At 39.2% G+C, this 20,701-nt stretch carries 14 protein-coding genes; 7 read left to right on the top strand and 7 right to left on the bottom strand.

Annotated features, from left to right (window positions below; translation table 11 throughout):
• Positions 1-626 precede the first annotated feature (626 nt).
• Entirely contained in the window at positions 627-3,290 is a 2,664-nt protein-coding gene (locus VB711_RS24820; protein WP_323289106.1) for a DUF4114 domain-containing protein, read from the top strand.
• A 430-nt stretch (positions 3,291-3,720) separates the two neighbouring features.
• On the opposite strand, the gene VB711_RS24815 is transcribed toward VB711_RS24820, so the two are convergent.
• Complete coding sequence (locus VB711_RS24815) at positions 3,721-4,371, bottom strand: MAE_28990/MAE_18760 family HEPN-like nuclease (protein ID WP_323289105.1); 651 nt, start codon at positions 4,369-4,371, stop codon at positions 3,721-3,723.
• The gene (locus VB711_RS24810; protein ID WP_323289104.1) at positions 4,368-5,459 is read right to left on the bottom strand and encodes a DUF262 domain-containing protein; all 1,092 of its coding nucleotides are present in this window, start codon (positions 5,457-5,459) and stop codon (positions 4,368-4,370) included. The genes VB711_RS24815 and VB711_RS24810 overlap by 4 nt, the downstream gene beginning before the upstream one ends.
• Positions 5,460-5,620: 161 nt before the next feature.
• On the opposite strand from VB711_RS24810, the gene hpnA reads away from it, so the two are divergent.
• Complete coding sequence (hpnA, locus tag VB711_RS24805; RefSeq protein ID WP_323289103.1) at positions 5,621-6,625, top strand: hopanoid-associated sugar epimerase; 1,005 nt, start codon at positions 5,621-5,623, stop codon at positions 6,623-6,625.
• 48 nt (positions 6,626-6,673) lie between these two features.
• Positions 6,674-7,693, top strand: a complete 1,020-nt coding sequence (hpnH, locus tag VB711_RS24800; RefSeq protein ID WP_323289102.1) for an adenosyl-hopene transferase HpnH — start codon at positions 6,674-6,676, stop codon at positions 7,691-7,693.
• Positions 7,694-7,824: 131 nt separating this feature from the next.
• On the opposite strand, the gene VB711_RS24795 is transcribed toward hpnH, so the two are convergent.
• On the bottom strand, positions 7,825-8,085 hold the full coding sequence (locus VB711_RS24795; protein ID WP_323289101.1) for a transporter suffix domain-containing protein: 261 nt from the start codon (positions 8,083-8,085) through the stop codon (positions 7,825-7,827).
• A gap of 149 nt (positions 8,086-8,234) precedes the next feature.
• A complete protein-coding gene (gene aspS / locus VB711_RS24790) occupies positions 8,235-10,022 on the bottom strand; it encodes an aspartate--tRNA ligase (RefSeq protein ID WP_323289100.1) in 1,788 nt (595 codons plus the stop codon).
• A gap of 357 nt (positions 10,023-10,379) precedes the next feature.
• Between aspS and VB711_RS24785 the strand changes: the two genes are divergently transcribed.
• Positions 10,380-10,958 (top strand): Uma2 family endonuclease, encoded by a 579-nt coding sequence (locus tag VB711_RS24785; protein WP_323289099.1) that lies wholly within the window; start codon positions 10,380-10,382, stop codon positions 10,956-10,958.
• A gap of 85 nt (positions 10,959-11,043) precedes the next feature.
• On the opposite strand, the gene VB711_RS24780 is transcribed toward VB711_RS24785, so the two are convergent.
• The 3 genes from VB711_RS24780 to VB711_RS24770 form a co-directional block, all read right to left on the bottom strand.
• Positions 11,044-14,142, bottom strand: a complete 3,099-nt coding sequence (locus VB711_RS24780; protein WP_323289098.1) for an efflux RND transporter permease subunit — start codon at positions 14,140-14,142, stop codon at positions 11,044-11,046.
• A gap of 99 nt (positions 14,143-14,241) precedes the next feature.
• Positions 14,242-15,846: an efflux RND transporter periplasmic adaptor subunit gene (locus VB711_RS24775; RefSeq protein WP_323289097.1), complete on the bottom strand. Its 1,605-nt coding sequence runs from the start codon at positions 15,844-15,846 to the stop codon at positions 14,242-14,244.
• A gap of 152 nt (positions 15,847-15,998) precedes the next feature.
• Positions 15,999-16,691 (bottom strand): DUF305 domain-containing protein, encoded by a 693-nt coding sequence (locus VB711_RS24770; protein ID WP_323289096.1) that lies wholly within the window; start codon positions 16,689-16,691, stop codon positions 15,999-16,001.
• Positions 16,692-16,753: 62 nt separating this feature from the next.
• On the opposite strand from VB711_RS24770, the gene rppA reads away from it, so the two are divergent.
• From rppA to VB711_RS24755, 3 genes are all read left to right on the top strand, one after another.
• On the top strand, positions 16,754-17,443 hold the full coding sequence (gene rppA, locus VB711_RS24765; protein WP_323289095.1) for a two-component system response regulator RppA: 690 nt from the start codon (positions 16,754-16,756) through the stop codon (positions 17,441-17,443).
• 14 nt (positions 17,444-17,457) lie between these two features.
• On the top strand, positions 17,458-18,789 hold the full coding sequence (rppB, locus tag VB711_RS24760; RefSeq protein ID WP_323289094.1) for a two-component system sensor histidine kinase RppB: 1,332 nt from the start codon (positions 17,458-17,460) through the stop codon (positions 18,787-18,789).
• Positions 18,790-18,863: 74 nt separating this feature from the next.
• Positions 18,864-20,507 (top strand): DUF1565 domain-containing protein, encoded by a 1,644-nt coding sequence (locus VB711_RS24755; RefSeq protein ID WP_323289093.1) that lies wholly within the window; start codon positions 18,864-18,866, stop codon positions 20,505-20,507.
• Positions 20,508-20,701 lie beyond the last annotated feature (194 nt).

Below are 20,701 nucleotides of genomic sequence, written 5' to 3'. Positions count from 1 at the left end.
AGGGGAATTTGTTTTAGAATACTATATTTCAAGCACTTTATCATAAAAATATATGACAGATTTTGTGCATTGAGCCTTATGAGATCAGAAATTCAGAATTAACACAATAGATGTGATCTCAATCATATACCTTATTGATTTGAATCAACAATTAATAGCAAGTTCATGTTTGTGTAGTTAATACAATATATGCTTGTGATGTGATTAATTTAGATGTGATTTCAATCACGTACTTTGTTGATTTAAATCAGCATTTAATAACAAGAATCAAATTTAACCGATACTATTCAATGAATTTATATAATAAATTTTAACTATTAAAAATCATATTATTTTAGTAGTAAATATTGCTGGAATGTATATGCAGTAGGCATTTCTTAATATATAAAATATTTTTTAGTATTTATTTTCTTGATAAAAAACACGATTATAAAAACGAAATTTAACTTTTCTGATAATCAATTTTAAATAATAGAAATCCTCCTTAACGATCGCTTTAAGCTAAAAATGAATTTCTTGATAATTACTTCATAGAAGAAAGACTTATTACGACAGGTATTCTGTTACCTTAATAGAAGTTAACCAAATAACTGTAAGTAATACTTTTAAAACATTAGGGGGCTAAGATGATAATTTCCAATTTAAATAACGGCATTTTTACTGTTGGTGCAACTGGAAAAGTTAGCGTTGATTTTTTATATGATGGGGGCTTGAATAAGGGAGAATTAGCCATTTTCAGTCTTCAAGGTATGGAAGGACTGACAGTAGGTTCAACAGAATTTATCCTGGAAGCAACTAAACGCGCTCTCAGCAATTCTAATTTAGGTTATGTAGCGGTGCGGGATGAAAGCGATCGCGCTCGGTTCAGCAACCTAAATAATGAATTATCCTGGGAAAGGGATTTTAACGGTGGTGTTTACAAGGGTCCCCAACTGTTTGAAATGACCGCAGGAAGCACCTTTGCGATGATGTTAGTTACCGATACGACAGTCGCTAAGATTGCTCAAAGTACCTCTATTAGTACAGACAAAGTTCTATTTTCTTTTGGTTCAGTAGATAAAACCACAGGGAGAACTTCACCCCAAATCGCAGATATTACAGGTCAGGGAAATACCTTTGGTTGGGAAGATATCAATACCTTAAAATCTAGCGATCGCGATTTCAACGATATAGTAGTTCAAGTTTCTGGTGCAACAGCCAATGCACCGACCCTACAAGATTCTGTCCACACTAACCGCAATTGGTTAAATACCACATTCGGACAAGAATTAGTGCAATATGCTAACCGTCCTCAGTTTGCATCAGGTACTTTTATCGTTGATGGTACTGGTCAAGTTCAAGTTGACTATCTCTATGATGGTGGTTGGTATCAAGGAGAAGTAGGGGTCTTTAGCCTCAAAGGGATGGAAAATTACCAACCAGGCTCATTAGAATTTATTCGAGAAGCAACTCGTCGCGCTTTAACTAACTCTACACAGGGTCGGATTTTGATTAGCGATCGCACCGAAGGAGCGCGTTTGAGCGGTACTACCAGTTGGGAACCTAACTTTAATACAGGCGATTACCAAGGAGTTAAGTCTGTTCAGATGAATCCTGGGGACGAAGTAGCCTTTTTGCTAGTGCAGAATACTACCATTGACGAGATTTATCGCCAACCCTACGCTACTGCTCAAGCTGGCAAACAAGTAATTTTCTCTACTGACAAAAATCAGATAGTTGCTGTAGATAATAATGGCACCCTAGCATTTGAAGATATCAGCGTTAGTTCTGGTGCTGCTGATAAAGATTTTAATGACTTGGTTTTTCAAGTCCAAGGACTAACAAGCAACAATATCACCGACATGAACGCAGAGGTCAATCCCAATCGGGATTGGCGCACTACTACCACCGGACAAGACTTACTCAAATATGCTGACCGATCTACATATAGTGAGGGAGTATTTGAAGTTGGTGAAACTGGCCAGATAAACTTTGACTTTCTTTACGATGGTGGTTGGTATCGAGGAGAGTTGGCTGTCTTTAGTCTCGAAGGGATGGAAAACTACCAACCTGGTTCCGAAGCTTTTATTAAACAAGCCACTAATCGCGCTCTCAGCAATTCTACATTAGGCTACATCTTTGCTAAAGATCCCAGCGAAGGGGCGCGTTTTACTGAAAAAATGCCTTGGGAACCGAATTTTAATGCTGGAAACTATCTAGGAGTCAAAACCTTCCAGATGAATCCAGGGGAAAAATTCGCCTTTATGTTCGTACCCAATACAAGTGTTCAGGAAATCAACAACACCAAGGGTATTAGTAAAGCGAGTCAGATGTGGCAACACGGTAAACTGCCTCTATTCTCCATTCCCGAAGCTAATCCTAGTATGGCCGTTGGACAGTTGGTAGATGTAGATAGTAATGGAACTTTTGCTTTTGAAGATATTCCTACAGCCTCTTCTACTTCTGATCGTGATTACAATGATTTTATTTTCCAAATCAAAGGAGCTAAAGGTACCACTCAGTCGATAGATACTTTCTCCAACTCTGAGCGTAACTGGCGCACCACGGCTGTAGGACAACAATTACTCGAATATTCTAATCGGGCGATTTTTGATCAAGGCGTTTTCTTTGTTGATCAAACTGGCCAAGTAAAAATTGACTTCCTCTATGATGGTGGTCAGTACCACCAGGGAGAACTGGGAATCTTTAGCCTCCAAGGTATGGATATGTACAAAGCTGGCTCAAACGCATTTATCCAAGAAGCAGTCCGCCGCGCCACCAGCAATTCTCCAGAGGGCTACGTTGTGGTTAAAGATGCTGAAGAGGGAGGTCTTCACAGCGATCATACTAATATTCTCCACTGGGAATCTAATTTTAATGGTGAAGAGTATCAAGGAGAGAAAATTTATGAACTGAAAGCTGGAGATGCCTTTGGTTTTGTTCACACTGCTAATGGGACTCTAAATGATATTTTAACTGGGCAGAGTTTGACAAATACCAATAGACCTCTGTTCTCTATGTCCGCAGCTAACTTAAACGATAATGTACAAGTAGCAGAAGTGCTGACCGGATCTAATAAAGTGATGATTGGGTTTGAAGATGTCGCTCTTGATCATGGTTCTAATCGAGACTACAACGATTTTGTGATCGCCCTTGAAGGAGTTCAGAGTATCGGCATCACCGACATCAAAGATGTCATGGCTCACTACCATAATTGGGTAGATACACAAATAGGAACTGATCTAATCAATTACGTTAATACTGGCAATTTGCCACCCCAACTATCACCATCGGTTGTCAGTGGTTTGTAGATATAACGCATAAAAACACAGAATTATCGGCGTTGCTGATTTTTGGGATGAAAATAATTTTGCATATATACTTGAGAAGGCTATAACTTGCGTTTTTACATTCATTAGGACTTACCCATGAATTAGGGAATATCAAACCGCAGAGGACGCAGAGGACACGGAGAAATAAGAGTTTGGGACGTTTTTTGCATAAGTCCTAATCCATCTTTTTTAAGCAAAAGCTCAATTTATGCCCTTGCAGAGTATATTCAAAACCCCCTGTAGAGACGCTCCATGGGTAGGGATTCTCGGCTCTACAGCCAAAAATCATACGCTAATATGGTTCGCAGGCTATCAGCAACGCCGAATTATCATTAGTCGAGTCCACTTGCGTGGACTTTTTTTGTGTATATTCCTATACTTTTGACTAATAAAAGAAATATTTTAGAGTTTATTTCGTGATCATAAAATTCTCATTAATAGCAGCATTTTCTATCTGATTACGAAATATTTCTAGCATATCCATAACCGTTGTATGTAATTCTATATATTTTTCTCTATCAATCAGTAAAGAATATTCACCATGTGCAATTTCATTTCTTGTCTTTAAAAGTGTTTGATCTATTAATTCAGACTTGGTAGAATAAATTGAAAAATCTATTCCCAGAGTATGAGTTATCTCCTTTAGAATTTCAGAAGAGAGATTGGATGCAGTAGAAATTGGATTTTTGGGTAGAGAACATCTTTCATCTAACTGGAAAAGAAAAAAATCACAAACAGGAATATATAATGATGATTTATTTGTCTCTTTTGCCTCTTTTAGTTTTTCTTTCATTGCCAAAGCTAAAAAATTACTAGAAAGTTCTCTATAACGCAGTTTTTTAGTTCTCACATATTCTAAATAAGAATTTGCTGATAATTTAACAAAACCCTCCCAATGAGCATATAAAATACATATTCCACTGCGAATAAATACATTATGTCTTTGAGAAGAAACATTTTTTAATTCTATCAAGGATTTAATTTCTGACAGTTCCTTTTTTCTCCAACTAAGATCATTTGCCAGTGTCTGAGTTAATTCTTCAGGAGTGCGGATGCTCATGACGGAGAAAATACTCCTCTACCAAGGGGAATAAGATGGGGTAAACGTCTTGCAGCATTGACACCCGCACCAGACCAATTATTATAAGTTGTATCTGACCAAATACTTTTGATTAAATCAGATATTTTATTTGTTGGAGGCATTTTTTGATAATTGTATCCAATTCCTAATGCTATTACCTCAAATGCTGATAATAAAAAACCGCCAAGAAATCTATCATTTTCAGGTTTATATCTTTTGAAACTATTATCTCCTGTGGTTTGATTAAGAATATCAAATGTTGTATGAAATGCAATTTCTATATAGCTATAGTCTAACTGTTGATCAAGAGCCATTTTACGCATTTCTTCTGTCAAAAAAACACTAACATCATTCCCCAGTTTTCTAATATCTTCCTCAGATTTATCAAATAAAAGAATAAAACGTAATACTAATTCCATATCATACTGTTCTTCATAAAGTCTATCACTCAAAGCAATACAATTTTTAAATGGTTCATAATTGGCAAGGGAGCGCGTCAATTCATATAATTTTTTATTTAACATCAAAAGTATACAATTTCGTACTTCTTGAGGTGTAGCAATTGAGCCTCCTGTATTTAGTCGCTGGAATAACTCATATTTAATCATCGGATCGCTTTCTTTTTTAACAATATTGACTGAAATTTTTGCTCTCCTAATTAATAAACGTTGCGTTTGAGTTAAAGAATTATCTTCATCATTTGGATCATCCCATTTTTTACCTTCTAAAGATGGTAAATATGTGGTTTTTTGTAAAGCGACTGGATCTCTGTTTTCTAAAAGACCGGTAAATTCATATATTGTTGATAATCTCTGAACACCATCTACAACATCCCAAACACCATCATCTCTTTGACTGACAAAGATTGGTGGAATTGGTATACCCAACAAAATTGATTCAATAAAAGTTGATTTTTGATATTCTGACCAGCGAAAAAATCTTTGAAAGTCTGGATTAATATCTATTTCATTACTTTGATAAAGACTCATCCATTCTCCAATAGACATTGAGTAGCCATCTGTGCGAATATCTTGGCTTGTCTTGTCAATCTCTTCTTGCAAGGGCATAACTAACAATAATATAAAAGTTGGTGAATATAGCTATCTTTTAATGATAGGCATACATAATTGTATATTATATCATTAAGCGACTATGATAAACCAAAAAAAACTAGGTTACGTTACCCAGATAGATGGATAATTAACCTTGAGGAGTAAGGGGTAATGGAATGCGAGTATTTGTAACCGGTGGTACGGGATTTGTTGGTTCTCATGTAGTGCGATCGCTCTTAGCAGCAGGATATAATGTCACTGCTTTGGTGCGTCTTCATAGCAATTTAGATAACCTGCGCGATTTACCAATAGAAATAGTCGTAGGTGACTTAAATGACCCCAATCTCTGGGAATTTATGGTAGATTGCAAGTATTTATTTCATGTCGCCGCCCATTATTCCCTGTGGCAAAAAGACCGGGAATTACTGTACCATCACAATGTCCAAGGCACACGCAACGTTTTAACAGCAGCGAAAAAAGCCGGAATTGAGCGCACCGTTTATACCAGTTCCGTTGCAGCCATTGGTGTGGGTAAATCTGGACAAGTCGTTGATGAAACCCATCAAAGTCCCGTAGAAAAATTAGTGGGAGACTACAAAAAATCCAAATTCTTAGCCGAACAGGTAGCCATAGAAGCAGCTAATCGGGGTCAAGATATAGTGATAGTCAATCCCAGCAGTCCCATTGGACCATTAGATATTAAACCGACACCCACCGGTGATATTATTTTGCGGTTTTTACGAAAACAAATGCCGGCTTATATAGATACGGGCTTAAACTTTATAGATGTGCGCGATGTAGCCCAAGGACACTTACTAGCTTTAGAAAAAGGCCAAAGTGGCGATCGCTATATCTTAGGCCATCAAAATCTTACCTTCAAGCAACTTCTCACACAACTGTCTCAAATTACCAACATCCAAGCCCCACAAACCTCCGTTCCCCCTTGGCTACCTTTAGGTGTAGCCTGGATAGAAGAAAAAATACTCTCCCCACTAGGAAAAACCCCCACGGTTCCCTTAGATGGTGTTCGCATGGCACAACAGCCAATGTATTATGATGCTTCCAAGGCCGTCCGCGAATTAGGTTTACCCCAATCCCCCCTGAACCAAGCCCTCAAAGATGCCGTTGATTGGTTTGTATCAAATGGTTATACCAAAGGGAACAGGGGAAGAGAGGAATAAATCTTTTATCACCAATCACCAATCACCAATTAGAGGAGTGTTAGTTAAATGGCGGTTAATCTACAACAAGCTATAGATATAGGCAAATATTTAGTAACTCAACGCCTATTAGGGCGCAAAAGGTTTCCCCTCGTATTAATGTTAGAACCGCTTTTTCGGTGTAACTTAGCTTGTACAGGTTGCGGCAAAATTCAGCATCCTACAGAAATACTCAAGCAAAATCTCACCCCAGAACAGTGTTTTGCAGCCGTAGAAGAATGTGGCGCACCGGTAGTTTCCATACCCGGAGGAGAACCCCTACTACATCCCCAAATTGATCAAATAGTCCAGGGTTTAATTGAACGCAAGAAATATATTTACTTGTGTACCAATGGTTTATTACTAGAAAAAAGTCTGGCTAAATTTACACCTTCCCCATATTTTAGCTTCAGCGTCCATCTGGATGGAATGCGAGAATGGCATGATAAATGTGTAGATAGAAAAGGTGTTTTTGACATTGCAGTTAAAGCCATTCGTGCCGCCAAAGCCCAGGGTTTTCGAGTCACCACCAACACCACTATTTTTGAAGGTTGTAACCCTCAAGAAATGCAGGAGTTTTTCGACTTTTTAGAAACTCTTGGTACTGACGGGATGATGATTTCTCCTGGCTATGGTTATGAATGGGCTCCTGATCAAGATCATTTTCTTCAACGAGAACAAACACGCGCCCTATTCCGAGAAATTCTGACACCATACACATCAGGTAAGAAAAATTGGAACTTCAATCATAATCCCCTATTTCTAGACTTTCTGATTGGTGAAAAAGACTATGAATGCACACCTTGGGGTAGTCCTAGTTATAGCGTTCTCGGTTGGCAAAAACCTTGCTATCTCCTGAATGAAGGATACTATACAACCTTCAAAGAGTTATTAGAAAATACTGATTGGAGTCAATATGGTCGCGCAAGTGGTAATCCTAAATGTGCTGATTGTATGGTTCATTGTGGTTATGAACCAACCGCAGCTATGGATGCAATGCTACCGCAAAATATAGGACGTTCTTTAGGAACTGTGTTTGGCAGAAGTTAGGTAAAATTTAGCTCTCAGCTATCCTCAATCAGTGGACAAAAATATCCCCGATTTCTTAAAGAAGTCGGGAATCTAATTTTTATACTCTTCAAAAAGAATAGTTTTAGCTGAGTGATACTCCCGTTAATTATTCACTGCTTTTTGATTTTATGCCAAAATTTCTTAAATAAAATATTAAAATAACGGAAACTAAAATAACGTCGATATTTTTGAGCTAATTCCTTACCAACTAGCAATATACCCAACCAAAATATAATTTCAGCAATAACCAATAATCCTGGAACTAATAAAGCTTTTTGAGTAACAGAAATTGACAAAAATGGAACAATTATAGCAATTACCAACCACGGTAAAAATGAGATGACAATTAAAACTAAACCCAGCTTTTTCATATTTGTTTTGTAACTTTGTTGAGTTCCGCGATCGCTGTTCCCTCTCTCAACGAATGAATTTAATTTTGTCCGACACTTATTGGCAATTTTTAAACCAAAATTAAACCCCCTACTAAACGCAGAGGGGGAATAATTGAAGCTGTAATTACTTATGCTTTAGGTTTAAATGTGGAGGCAACGTGCAAGTCTTTCAACTGTTTAACATCAACATTAGAAGGTGCATCTGTTAATAAACAACGGGCTTGTTGTGTCTTGGGGAAGGCAATTACATCACGAATTGATTCTTCTCCAGATAATAACATGACCAACCGATCTAAACCGAAAGCAATACCACCATGGGGAGGTGTACCATATTCAAATGCTTCTAACAAAAAGCCAAATTTATTTTGTGCTTCTTCTGGTGATAAACCAATGGCTTCAAATACCTGTTCTTGCACTTCTCGCTGATAAATCCGTAGACTACCACCACCAACTTCAAACCCATTAAATACTAAATCATAAGCTTGAGCGCGGGCTGTTTTTAAATCACTCAAATCATCAGGATGGGGTGCTGTAAAGGGGTGGTGTAATGCTTCAAGACGTTTTTCATCAGCATTCCATTCAAACATCGGAAATTCGGTAATCCAGAGTAAGTTGGTTTTCTCTGAATCTATTAAATTAAACTCCCTAGCAATAAATTGTCGCAATCTATCTAAAGTTTTATTAACAGTTGCGGTATCGGCTGCTGCAAATAATAACAAATGTCCGGCTTTTGCACCTGTGCGGGTTAAAATTTCCTGCTTTTGTTCTGCTGTTAAGTTATCTTTAATTGCGCCAATGGTGTCGATTTCGCCATCTTCTCTGACGCGGATAAATGCTAAACCTTTTGCACCGGCTTCTGCTGCTTCTCTAAATATGTCGCCACCTGGTTTAATGCGGACGTTGGAAATAGCATCATTACCGTTGGGAATGGGAAGTATTTTGACTATTCCACCATGAGAAATAGCTTCTCGAAAAACTTTGAAGCCTGAATCTTTTAATACGTCGGAAACGTCAACTAATTCTAAACCATAGCGGGTATCTGGTTTATCACTACCGTAACGGTTCATGGCTTGGGCGTAGGGAATGCGGGGGAAGGGACGGGGTAATTCTATTCCTTTAACGGTTTTGAAGATATGACAAACTAATTTTTCGTTGAGTTCGATAATTTCTTCTTCAGACATGAAACTCATTTCCATGTCCAATTGAGTAAATTCTGGTTGTCTGTCGGCACGTAAGTCTTCGTCCCGGAAGCAACGGGCAATTTGATAGTATCTATCCATACCCGATACCATCAATATTTGCTTGAATAGTTGGGGTGATTGGGGTAGGGCGAACCATTCACCGGCGTTGACGCGACTGGGGAGGATGTAATCTCTTGCACCTTCGGGGGTGGAACGGGTGAGGATAGGAGTTTCAATTTCGATGAAACCGGCTATATCTTCTAAATAACGACGCATGGCTTTGACGACTTGATGACGCAGTTGTAAGTTTTGCGCCATTCTTTCTCGTCGCAAGTCTAAGTAACGATATCTCAGCCGCAGGTCTTCCCGTACTGTTTCTGTATCGGTGATGGAAACTTGGAAGGGTAGTTGCTTACGGACAGCGTTGAGTAGTTCAATTTTGTCGGCGTAAATTTCCACTTCTCCGGTAGGGATGCGGGGGTTGAGGGATTCGGGGGGACGGTGGGTAACTCTACCAGTGATTTCTACGACATATTCGTTGCGTAGGGTGTTGGCCTGTTCGTAGGAATCTGGGGTGCGTTGCGGGTCGCTGACTATTTGGAGTATACCAGAGCGATCGCGCAAATCCAAAAATATCACGCCTCCGTGATCGCGGCGACGGTCTACCCAGCCGTACAAGGTAACAGTTTCTCCAATATGTTCTTTTCGGAGTTCGCCGCAATAGTAAGTTCGCATAATGATTAGTTTTTCTGTTTCGGGCTAGATTGGATAAATGTCAAAGCCTTCCCATTATCTAGCATCAATACTAATTGTAGTTATTTTGGGTCAAGAAAAATCGGCAAATATGGCAACCTGATTTATTTGTATTCTTGATATCCGAGATATGATGTTTGTATATTTACCTGGACATACTTAGCTGACTTGCCAATGCAGGTTAATTAGGGAGGTCCACAAGTGGAGGGAAAAACTAACCACAGAGGCGCAGAGTACACAGAGAAATCTCGGTTTAGGTCGCCCTTACTAGAAATGCTGTTAGGATGGAAAATATCACCTCCTAGACAACAACTGGAGATTAGTTAAGAGGTATGAATCATGACTGCTGTAATTTTACAAATACCACAATCTCTAAATTTCACAGATGATGATTTTGTGGAAATAGTAGCTGCTAATAAAGATTTACGTTTAGAATTATCATCTGAAGGAGAATTAACTATTATGTCACCAACGGGAGGAGAAACGGGAGATAGAAACCTAGAATTAGGAGGACAAGTTTGGTATTGGAATCGTCAAAAATGTTTAGGAAAAGCTTTTGATTCTTCTACAGGTTTTAAATTACCTAATGGTGCTACCCGTTCCCCTGATGTGTCTTGGATAAAAATAGAAAGATGGAATGCACTCACACCAGAACAAAGAAAAAAGTTTTTGCCTTTATGTCCTGATTTTGTGATTGAATTAGTTTCAGAAAGTGATGATTTGCCAGATACTCAAGCCAAAATGCGGGAATATATCGAAAATGGTTTAAGTTTAGGTTGGTTAATTAATCCTAAAAATAAACAAGTAGAAATCTATCGACATAATCAAGAAGTAGAAATTTTAAAATCTCCTAAAAATCTATCGGGAGAAGATGTATTACCAGGTTTTATTTTAGATTTAAAGCCTATTTTTATTTAAAAATCGAAAAAGTCGGTGATCTCCTAATATAGCTCTAAGATAAAAGGTTGGGTTAAGGTACGCAAACCAACCTACACAAAACTGGCTATAGTATTGTAATCAATGACTGATTTTGTTTGGGCATTAAAAACTTACCAAACTGAGAATATAATGCAGGTAAAACCAGCAAAGTTAAAGCTGTAGAAGTAAATAAACCACCCAAAACCACTACAGCTAAAGGCTGTAATATTTCTTTTCCTGCACCTGTGCCAATGACTAAAGGTATCATTCCTAACGCTGAAGTGAGAGCGGTCATCAAAATGGCGACCAATCGCTCTATTGAACCTTCAAAAATAACTTGTTTTAAAGGCATTCCCTCGGCAATCTTGCTGTTGTAGTTATCTACTAGCATGAGTCCGTTGCGTGTCGCCACACCAAATAGGGTAATGAATCCGACCAAGGAAGCCACAGAGATAATTCCACCTCCCAGTGCGATCGCAAATATACCACCTATTAAAGCTAGGGGTAAATTAATCATGATCATCAGCATGGCAGCCACAGATTTAACTGCAAAGTACATTAAGACGGCAATGATCACCAACGCCAACCCACCAAAAACCAATAAATTCTGGGTAGCTCGCTGTTCTGATTCAAACTGACCACCGTATTGAACAAAGTAGCCTGGGGGTAACTCTATCGCCTCTCTGACTTTGTTTTGAATCTCTTCCACTGCCGAACCTAAATCTCGACCGGAGACATTCGCAGAAACAACAATTAGGCGTGAAACATTTTCCCGGTTAATCGTGTTGGGTCCAGTTCCATAGTCAATGCTGGCGACTTGAGCTAGGGGTATTTTTTGACCTGTAGGTGTATCTACCAACAAATTACGGATGATGTCTAAATTATTGCGTGATTCTGGCTGTAACCAAACCACTAAGTCAAATAATTGTTGATCTTTGAGGACTTGAGAGACAACTTTACCATTTAAGGCAGTTTCCACCATTTCAGTGAGATGACCAACAGTTAAACCATAACGAGCCGCTGCGTCGCGGTTGAATTTAATTTGCACTTGTCTAATGGGGACTTGGGGTTCAAGTTGTAAGTCTACGAGTCCGGTAATTCCAGCCATAGCAGTCTCAACTTCAGAACCAATGTGGCGTAATTCTGCTAAGTCAGGTCCAAAGATTTTAACTGCGATCGCACTTCTTACTCCTGATAATACCTCATCCATGCGATGGGAAATAAAGCCGCCAATATTAGGAGCAACTCCGGGAATCTTCGCAAACTCCTCTCGCAGTTTCTCAATACTTCCTTCTCGATCTTTTAATCCTTCCGCGCTCAATTCCACATCTAAATGCCCCAAATTCACCCCCCCGGCATCTGCATCACCAGCAGCACGTCCAGCCCTTAACTGCACCGTTTTAAATCGCTTGTCGTTCTTTAGTGCCTCTTCTAATGCAAAACCCACTTGATTTGTTGCCTCTAGAGAACTTCCTGGATAAAGCAAAACTGTATTCACTAAAGATGGTTCTTGAAACTCTGGCAAAAATACACGCCCCAAACTCGGTAAAATTACCAAAGAAGCTACCAAGGATGCACCCGCTACGAGCAAAATAATTGTGGGGAAACGAATGGCAAAATTAACAATTGGTTGATAGATTCTTTGCGATAAAGCACTTACCCAAGTATCATCTGCTGGTAGTTGGCGATTTGCTAGTAATATTGCACATAGCGCCGGAGATAAGGTCATGGCCACTAATGTAGAAGCAAAAATTGAGATTAAATAGGCAATACCCATTGGCGCAAATATCCGACCTTCTACACCTGTCAGTGTGAAAATGGGGGCAAAGATAACGCCGATAATCACGGTTGAAAAAATTACACTAACTCTAACTTCTACAGAAGTATCATAAACCACCTTAAAGGGATGTACCGGATTGCTGGCTACTTGGTTTTTCCGCAGACCTCGATAACAGTTTTCCATGTCCACAATCGAGTCATCAACCACTGAACCAATGGCCACAGCCAGACCACCCAATGTCATAGTATTGATACCCTGACCGAACAAACCCAAAATCATCATGCCAATTAGGACTGATAAAGGGATGGCGCTGAGAGTAATGATAGCGGTGCGCCAGTTCATCAAAAACATCAGCAGGATAATGGAAACGATGATAATGCCATCACGTAAAGAACTGGTAACATTTTTAATAGCAGCTTCGATAAAGTTTTCTTGGCGGAAAGTTTCTGTGACTTTGACATCTTTGGGTAAACCTGCTTTCATCTCCTCCATAGCTTTTTCCACTGCTCTGGTAACAGTGGGAGTATCATTCTGTGGCTGCTTGTTGACCATCACCACAATTGCTGGTTGACCATTCAAACTACCATCTCCACGTTTTAAGCCGGCTCCAATGCGGACATCTGCCACATCCTGCATTAATATAGGTGTTCCGTCCCGTGCGGCGATAGCTGATTTTCCCAATTCCTCAATAGATTCAATGCGCCCCAAGCCCCGAATAATTAGCTCTTGGTCTGGATTTACCAAAAAGCCTCCCGCAGCATTGACATTAGCCCTCCTAGCCGCCGATGTGACTTCATCTAAGGTGACATTAAAAGCTTTTAATTTTCCTGGATCAACCAATATCTGATACTGCCGAATATCACCACCATAGACAATTACTTGAGAAATCCCCGGTACAGCCAATAATCTATTAGTGACATCCCGATCAACCAAGCGCCGCACTTCCATAAGTGGGGTTGTTTCCGCAGTAAAAGCATATTGTAAAACTGTGCCAATGGGGGAAGAAATGGGCGAGATTTGGGGATTTTCTACGCCCTCCGGCAATTTTTGCTGTACCTGTTGCAATCGTTCTGTGACTAATTGACGAGCTTGATAAACATCAGTCCCCCATTTAAAGATCACCTTAACCACAGAAATACTGACAGCAGAGGAAGAACGTACAGTTTCTACCCCTGGTGTACCATTAACCGCGCTTTCAATCGGTAAAGTAATTAGTGTTTCTACTTCCTCCGGTGCTAGTCCTGGGGCTTCAGTTTGAATTTCCACTTGAGGCGGTGCAAAGTCAGGAAGGACATCCAGCGGCATTTGTGTGAGGTTATAAGTACCCCAAATTGTGACGACAATTGCCAGTAGCACAACTATCCAGCGTTGAACAATAGACCATTTAAGGATGGTATTTAACATATTTTCTTCTTCCTTTGCGGTTCATTTAATCCGTATTCTTTCAGTAGGAAAGCAGTACGAAAAATATGACTGAAAACATTATTTTTGCGTAGTTGTAATTCATGAATTACCCCTACCTTCCTTCTGCTTTGCATAAATCCTGTCTTTTTCAGACACAGAATCATCTATTAGTATCAGATCAGATTTACTGCGACGACCAGCCATAAAAGCTACAGTAGCTAGTGCAGCACTTCCCCCGGCTGCAATCCACCAAAATACACGCAAATTAGGGGTTTTCGTCTCTGTTGTTTGTGCAGAAATTTCCGTGTGTTCGTCGTCTGCTGTTTTCTTGGTATCACCCCGCAAAGATTGAGCGTAAAGTTGGGGCGCACGCTGAGTAACAATTATATCTCCCTCAAATAACCCAGTTTTTACCTCAACCATATCTCCAGAAGTTTGACCTAAAGTGACTTCAGCCGCTTGGTAGGCATTACCATTTTGCAAATAAACCTGTTGCTTGCCATTTACTTCTACTACAGCCGTAGTGGGAATAGTCAGTATATTTGACGATTTCTGATTTGTTAAAACTTCTAGTTCTGCAAACATTCCTGGTTTGAGAACTCCATTTGAGTTATCAATTTCGGCTTTCACAGGTAAAATCCGCGTATCCCCTACTACCGCAGATCCAATTACGGCAATTTTTCCGGTGAAGGTGCTGTTAGGGACAGAAGCCACTTTCAAGTTTACCCGTTGACCAGTTTTAACTTTGTCTAAATCTTTTTCATAAATATTTGCTGTAGCAAAAACGCGGCTGTCATTAACAATTGTCATTAACTTACCACCAGCATCTTCAAATGTTTGACCGAGAGTAACTTCTCTATCAGCAACTTTACCCGCAATAGGCGCATTTACTATCACCAATCCTTGAGCATTCGTGCGGTTTCCTAATTGAGAAAGGCGAGTTTGATAGGTGGTATTACTAAGTTTAATTTTTGATTTTGCTAGTTCAACAAATGACTGTGCGGTTTTTAGTTTAGCTTCAGCCTCAATTACATCACGGCGACTATTTGCTATGGTTAATTTAGTTTTAGCTTCTGCTAATTGGGTTTGAGATTCTAGGGCTGTGCGACGCGGCAAAGCACCAGTATCGGCTAACTCTGTGTCTTTGTTATACTTTTCTTGATAAAATGCCACTTGGCTTTGTGCTTGGGCAATTTCCGAGTCGGCTATTTGTTGATAGCGATCGCTGTTTTGTTGTGCTAACTTTAAATCAGCTAATGCTTGCCGTAAATCAGCTTGACCTTGAGCTAGTTTTTCCTCAGAATTAACCCGCAGTTCTACTAAATCAAGGCTGGATACAACAGCTACAGGTTGGCCTTTTTGAACTTTAGCACCTGGTTCGACTAATAATTCAACCACTTTTGCCCCGGAAATTGGGGTAGTCACTTCTACTTTTTGGCTGGGTAAAGTTTCAATTTGTCCGGTGGTTTTAATCGCAAGGGCTAGTTGTTGACGTTTAACTGGTTCAACTTTAATTCCTAATCTTTTTGCTGTTTCTTGATCAACTTGAATAGATTTATTACTATTAGTAGCTCCATTTGTGCTTTGAAATTCATTTCCATGTCCAACGTGGGCTAAAACTACTACGGGAGTTGTTAATAACAGTAGGCTAACTACACTACTTCTGGTTATGAAGATGGGGAAAACCAGAAATTTTTCCTTCATTATCGAAAATCCTTTTAAATTGTGGAAACTTAGTCTTGAAAGTATCTGGAAATCCAAGAATCAAATCTTAATTAGTCAGACAAAATTAAATTCATTCGTTGAGGGAGGAAACTCTTAACAGAAAAACCAGTTGTGTAATTAATTCTGTCTCATTACTTATACCAAGCTTTTTGCCACTGTTTCATTTGCTCAATTTCCGTTTTTTGGGAATTAATAATGGCTTGAGCCAATTTTTTAATTTCAGGACGCTGGGACTTTTGTAAAGCATCTGTAGCCATAGTTACGGCTGCTTGATGGTGAGGAATCATGGCTGCAATAAAACGCAGATCAAATTTTGTATCAGCAGCACCTAAGTCCATATTCATCATCATTCCTTGCATTTGATCAGAAGACATTTCCATCTCATGACCCATTTTGGCATCATAAGCCATTGGTTTATTACCTGCTTTGGGATACCAAGTTTTACGCCACTGTTGCATCTGGGCAATTTCTAGATTTTGGGCTTTAATTATTTCATCTGCCAGCTTTTTCATTTCCGGGCGTTTTGATTTCTGCTGTGCTTCTTTTGCCATTATCACTGCCCCCTGATGGTGAGGAATCATCCCATCAATAAACCGCAAATCATAATTAGCATCACCTGGACCTAAATCCATTGTCATGCTGTGGTTCATGCTACTACTATGATTCATTGTTTGATCAACAGTAGTATTTTGGACTTGGTTTGGGGAAGCATCTCTAGAACAGCCTGCCAGTATGATACTAGAAGAAAATGCAATACCCGTAGTCAGAGAAGCCATTAAAGTAAATGTCGTTAAAAATCTATTTTTCAGATTCTTCAATTGCATATATTTTCCTGTTACCTTTCATATAGTTTGACATTTAAAAATGAAATTAAGATGAAATCACAATGAGAGTGCTATTAGTTGAAGATGAACCAGATTTAGCAGTTGCCATTAAGCGAACTCTGATTCAGCACAAATATCTAGTTGATTGGGTAATGGATGGTAAAGAAGCATGGGCATATTTAGAAAATAGCTACACACAATATACACTGGCTATTTTTGATTGGATGTTACCAGGATTGTCGGGTTTAGAATTGTGCAAACAGTTACGCCACAAGAACAATCCTCTACCTGTATTAATACTTACGGCTAAAGATACGATCGCAGATAAAGTGATTGGGTTAGATGCAGGTGCAGATGATTATTTAATTAAACCGTTTGGTATGGTAGAATTACTGGCCAGATTGCGTGCTTTACAGAGGCGATCGCCCCAGTTTCAACCCCAAAAATTAACTATTGGCAACCTAACCCTAGATTACGGTAATAATTTGATTGTTACTCAAAACGCCACAGGTAATAAACAAGAAATTTCCCTCACCAATAAAGAATTTCAACTATTAGAGTATTTTATGAAGCACCTAAACCAAATTCTGACCACGGAACAAATTCGCAATCAGCTTTGGGAAGTAAGTGCAGAACCCATCAGTAATGTAGTAGCGGCTCAAATCCGGTTGCTGCGTCGCAAATTAGTTAATAGTGGCTGCACAAACATGATTGAAACTCTGCACGGTACAGGATATCGTCTCAATTTCTAGCCATATTTCTAGCCATGAATCAAAATAAACTATTTGCCCAAACCAGATTGCGTTTAGCTTTGTCCTATGCCCTGATCCTAGCCTTGATTTTAACCATCTGTGGTTTCGGTATTTACAGAGCATTTTACCATGCCTATTGGGTAACATTAGACCGAGAATTAGAATCTGTTGCTGGAACTTTACACGACAGTATTGAACTTAAATTACAGCAACCAGGTCAGTTAGAACCTATCATACAGCAGATTTTACCAAATATTTGTGTGGTTAATACTAGCTGTATTCAAGAACAGTCAAATCCTAAACGTCATATTTTAAGTGCGATCAATCAAGGAAATTACTATCTCCGATTTTTCGATAATTCAGGACGCTTAATTGCTATAGCCGGAACTGATCCAGAGGGATTACCTTTAGTCTTTAATAAACAACTTTGGCAAACTCTTAAAGATCACAAAGGCAACCTCTACCACCAGATTTCCCTGGTTCTGCACACCAAGGATAATCGGGATTGGGGTTACATTCAAATAGGGCGCAGTCTGACAGATTTTAAGAGTTATCTTGTTGTAATTAAACTTACTTCAATCTTGGGATTACCCATTGTCTTACTCCTAGTTAGTGTCGCTAGTTGGTGGTTAGCAGGGTTAGCAATGCAACCAATTTATCGCTCCTATAAACAAATCCAAGAATTTACAGCAGATGCAGCACATGAATTGCGGACACCCCTAGCAGCAACACAAGCAACGGTAGAATCAGCCCTATTGATGCCCCAATTAGAAGACATAGAAATCAGAGAAACTTTACGGACTCTACAACGTCAAAATCAACGACTGACGACTCTAGTAACGGATTTACTCCTGCTGACTCGCTTAGATCATCAACATAGTCGGACACAACGGCACATTTGCTGTTTAAATGAAATTATCAATGATTTAATTGAAGAATTTGCCGCCTTAGCGATCGCTTCTCAAATTCAACTCATATCGGACTTCCGTATATCCACCCCCATCAATATTTGCGCTTATGAAGAACAGCTTTATCGTTTACTTTCTAATCTCATCATCAATGCCATTCAATACACACCACAGGGAGGGAAAATCGTCGTTTCTTTAAACCGTAGTTACCATTATGCTGTAATTCAGATTCAAGATACTGGCATCGGTATTTCTGACCAGGAGCAAATGCGGATATTTGATCGGTTCTATCGAGTAAATAGTGGCACTGGTGGTTCTGGATTAGGATTAGCGATCGCTCAAGCAATTGTTCAGGCACATCACGGTAGCTTAACTGTTCAAAGTCAGTTACAAAAGGGTAGCATTTTCACTATTAAATTGCCTTGTGTCAAGGCATAAACAACATTATCGACACACTAATTTATCAAAGCATAAAATTTGAATAGGCATTCTACAGAAATTGGATAAAACTTATGGCTGATCTTAAACCGTTTGGAAACCATAAAATTAATACTTTAGCAGTCAAATCTTCCGTTACTTATGTCTCATTTTTGGGTTTGATCATTGGGGTAGGAATTGGAAATACGGTACTTTTAAATCCAACCATCAGCGTTGCTCAAACTCCCACAGCAACGGAGCTTAATCGGCTCTTTGTTAATCCCAATACAGGAAATAACAAAGTCGGTAATGGTAGTACACAAGCTCCTTTACAGACAATTACCCAAGCCTTGCAAGTTGCACGACCAAATACTATTATTATCCTAGCTCCAGGTACATACAGCCTTCAAACAGGAGAAATATTTCCGTTAATTCTCAAACCAGGAGTTTCTATTCAAGGTGACATTACCAACAAAGGTAAGACTGTAAAAATTATTGGTGGTGGTGAATATCTCAGTCGCAGTTTTGGTAGACAAAATATTACTGTTGTCGGGGCTAACCAAACGACTTTAAGTGGTGTAACTCTCACCAATACTAATAGACGTGGTTATGGTTTATGGATTGAATCTACAAATCCGGTGATTGAGGAAAATACATTTATTGGTAGTATCCAAGATGGCGTTTCTATTACAGGGAATGCTACTCCTAAGATTAGCAAAAATTATTTTGAGCGCAACGGTGCAAATGGCATCACAACTTCCGGTAATTCCCGTCCCGAATTGCGAGATAATATCCTTCAACAAACTGGTTTTGGCATTAATATCACACAAAACTCTGCCCCGTTAGTTATTGGTAATCAATTAACTAAAAACAGATCGGGAATTTTAATACAAGCTAATGCTAGTCCGGTTTTACGAAATAATTTAATTCAAAGTTCTCAAGAAGATGGTGTGGTCATAATTTCTCAAGCCACACCAAATTTAGGTAGTATGGCTGAACCTGGAAAAAATGTATTTAGAAATAATGCTCGTTATGATATCAACGCTAAAGCTGCCAAGCAATTAATTTTTGCAGGGGGTAATAATCTAGCAGCAAATCGCATTGTCGGCAAAGTTGATCTCAAAGCACAAAAAGCCCCAATTGCCAAAAATCCTGCACCAATACAGGAAATATCTCCAGGTAAAGAAATTATTTTTACTGCTCCCTCAGTTCCCAAAACTACCAATCAGGACTCAATAGCTAGTTTACCAATCCAGGGAATACCAAGAGGTCGGGTAATTATACTTACTGCTCCAATTATGCCCAAAAGTTCTTATCCAACGGTGACATTGGCCAGTAGTAGTATTACAAGGCAACCGGGTAAACTGCCACCATTACCAAGCAATTTAGAAACCTCATTAGAGGAATCAAATAGCAAGCAGTTTAATTATGTAAGCCTTCAACCCCAAGTAATTGAATTTACTGCCCCTCAAGTATCGCCAGTTCCCCAGACAACCCCTATTTCAACGCCCAAAAAAGTTGCACCTATTACGACTGGTGTACGTTACCGTGTGGTAGTTTCAGCGGTTACTGACCAGCAACAGCAATTAGTGCGATCGCTCGCCCCTGATGCTTTTCCCACAATCTGGAACGGTCGTACAATGATGCAGGTGGGAGTTTTCAGTAGTCCCAATAATGCGAGTGAAATCAGCCAACTCTTCAGTAATCAAGGTTTAAGGACAATGATTGAGCAGTTATAGTAGGAGATTGGTGATGGGTGATTGGTAATATGTTAATCCTGTGTATTTTTGCAGGGATTGTCCTAGTGGTCTGTGCAGATGCCAGTCCTTCTGGGTCATTTTGTCATGTCTTAGTCTAAACTCCAGATATTGAGTATTTCTAGGGAATCGGGTAAAAACAAAAACCCCCTCTAAGACATAGAAGGGGTTTTTGA

This window comes from Cronbergia sp. UHCC 0137 (genome assembly GCF_034932285.1).
Lineage (GTDB): Bacteria > Cyanobacteriota > Cyanobacteriia > Cyanobacteriales > Nostocaceae > Cronbergia.
Note: the sequence above shows the minus strand (reverse complement) of the source record. Positions and strands in the feature narration are given on the sequence as shown.

Coding starts and splice junctions, on each gene's coding strand:
- VB711_RS24770 (WP_323289096.1), bottom strand. CDS start 16,691: ATGCAATTGAAGAATCTGAAAAATAGATTTTTAACGACATTTACTTTA.
- VB711_RS24780 (WP_323289098.1), bottom strand. CDS start 14,142: ATGTTAAATACCATCCTTAAATGGTCTATTGTTCAACGCTGGATAGTT.
- aspS (WP_323289100.1), bottom strand. CDS start 10,022: ATGCGAACTTACTATTGCGGCGAACTCCGAAAAGAACATATTGGAGAA.
- VB711_RS24775 (WP_323289097.1), bottom strand. CDS start 15,846: ATGAAGGAAAAATTTCTGGTTTTCCCCATCTTCATAACCAGAAGTAGT.
- VB711_RS24810 (WP_323289104.1), bottom strand. CDS start 5,459: ATGCCCTTGCAAGAAGAGATTGACAAGACAAGCCAAGATATTCGCACA.
- hpnA (WP_323289103.1), top strand. CDS start 5,621: ATGCGAGTATTTGTAACCGGTGGTACGGGATTTGTTGGTTCTCATGTA.
- VB711_RS24820 (WP_323289106.1), top strand. CDS start 627: ATGATAATTTCCAATTTAAATAACGGCATTTTTACTGTTGGTGCAACT.
- rppA (WP_323289095.1), top strand. CDS start 16,754: ATGAGAGTGCTATTAGTTGAAGATGAACCAGATTTAGCAGTTGCCATT.
- VB711_RS24795 (WP_323289101.1), bottom strand. CDS start 8,085: ATGAAAAAGCTGGGTTTAGTTTTAATTGTCATCTCATTTTTACCGTGG.
- hpnH (WP_323289102.1), top strand. CDS start 6,674: ATGGCGGTTAATCTACAACAAGCTATAGATATAGGCAAATATTTAGTA.
- VB711_RS24755 (WP_323289093.1), top strand. CDS start 18,864: ATGGCTGATCTTAAACCGTTTGGAAACCATAAAATTAATACTTTAGCA.
- VB711_RS24785 (WP_323289099.1), top strand. CDS start 10,380: ATGACTGCTGTAATTTTACAAATACCACAATCTCTAAATTTCACAGAT.
- rppB (WP_323289094.1), top strand. CDS start 17,458: ATGAATCAAAATAAACTATTTGCCCAAACCAGATTGCGTTTAGCTTTG.
- VB711_RS24815 (WP_323289105.1), bottom strand. CDS start 4,371: ATGAGCATCCGCACTCCTGAAGAATTAACTCAGACACTGGCAAATGAT.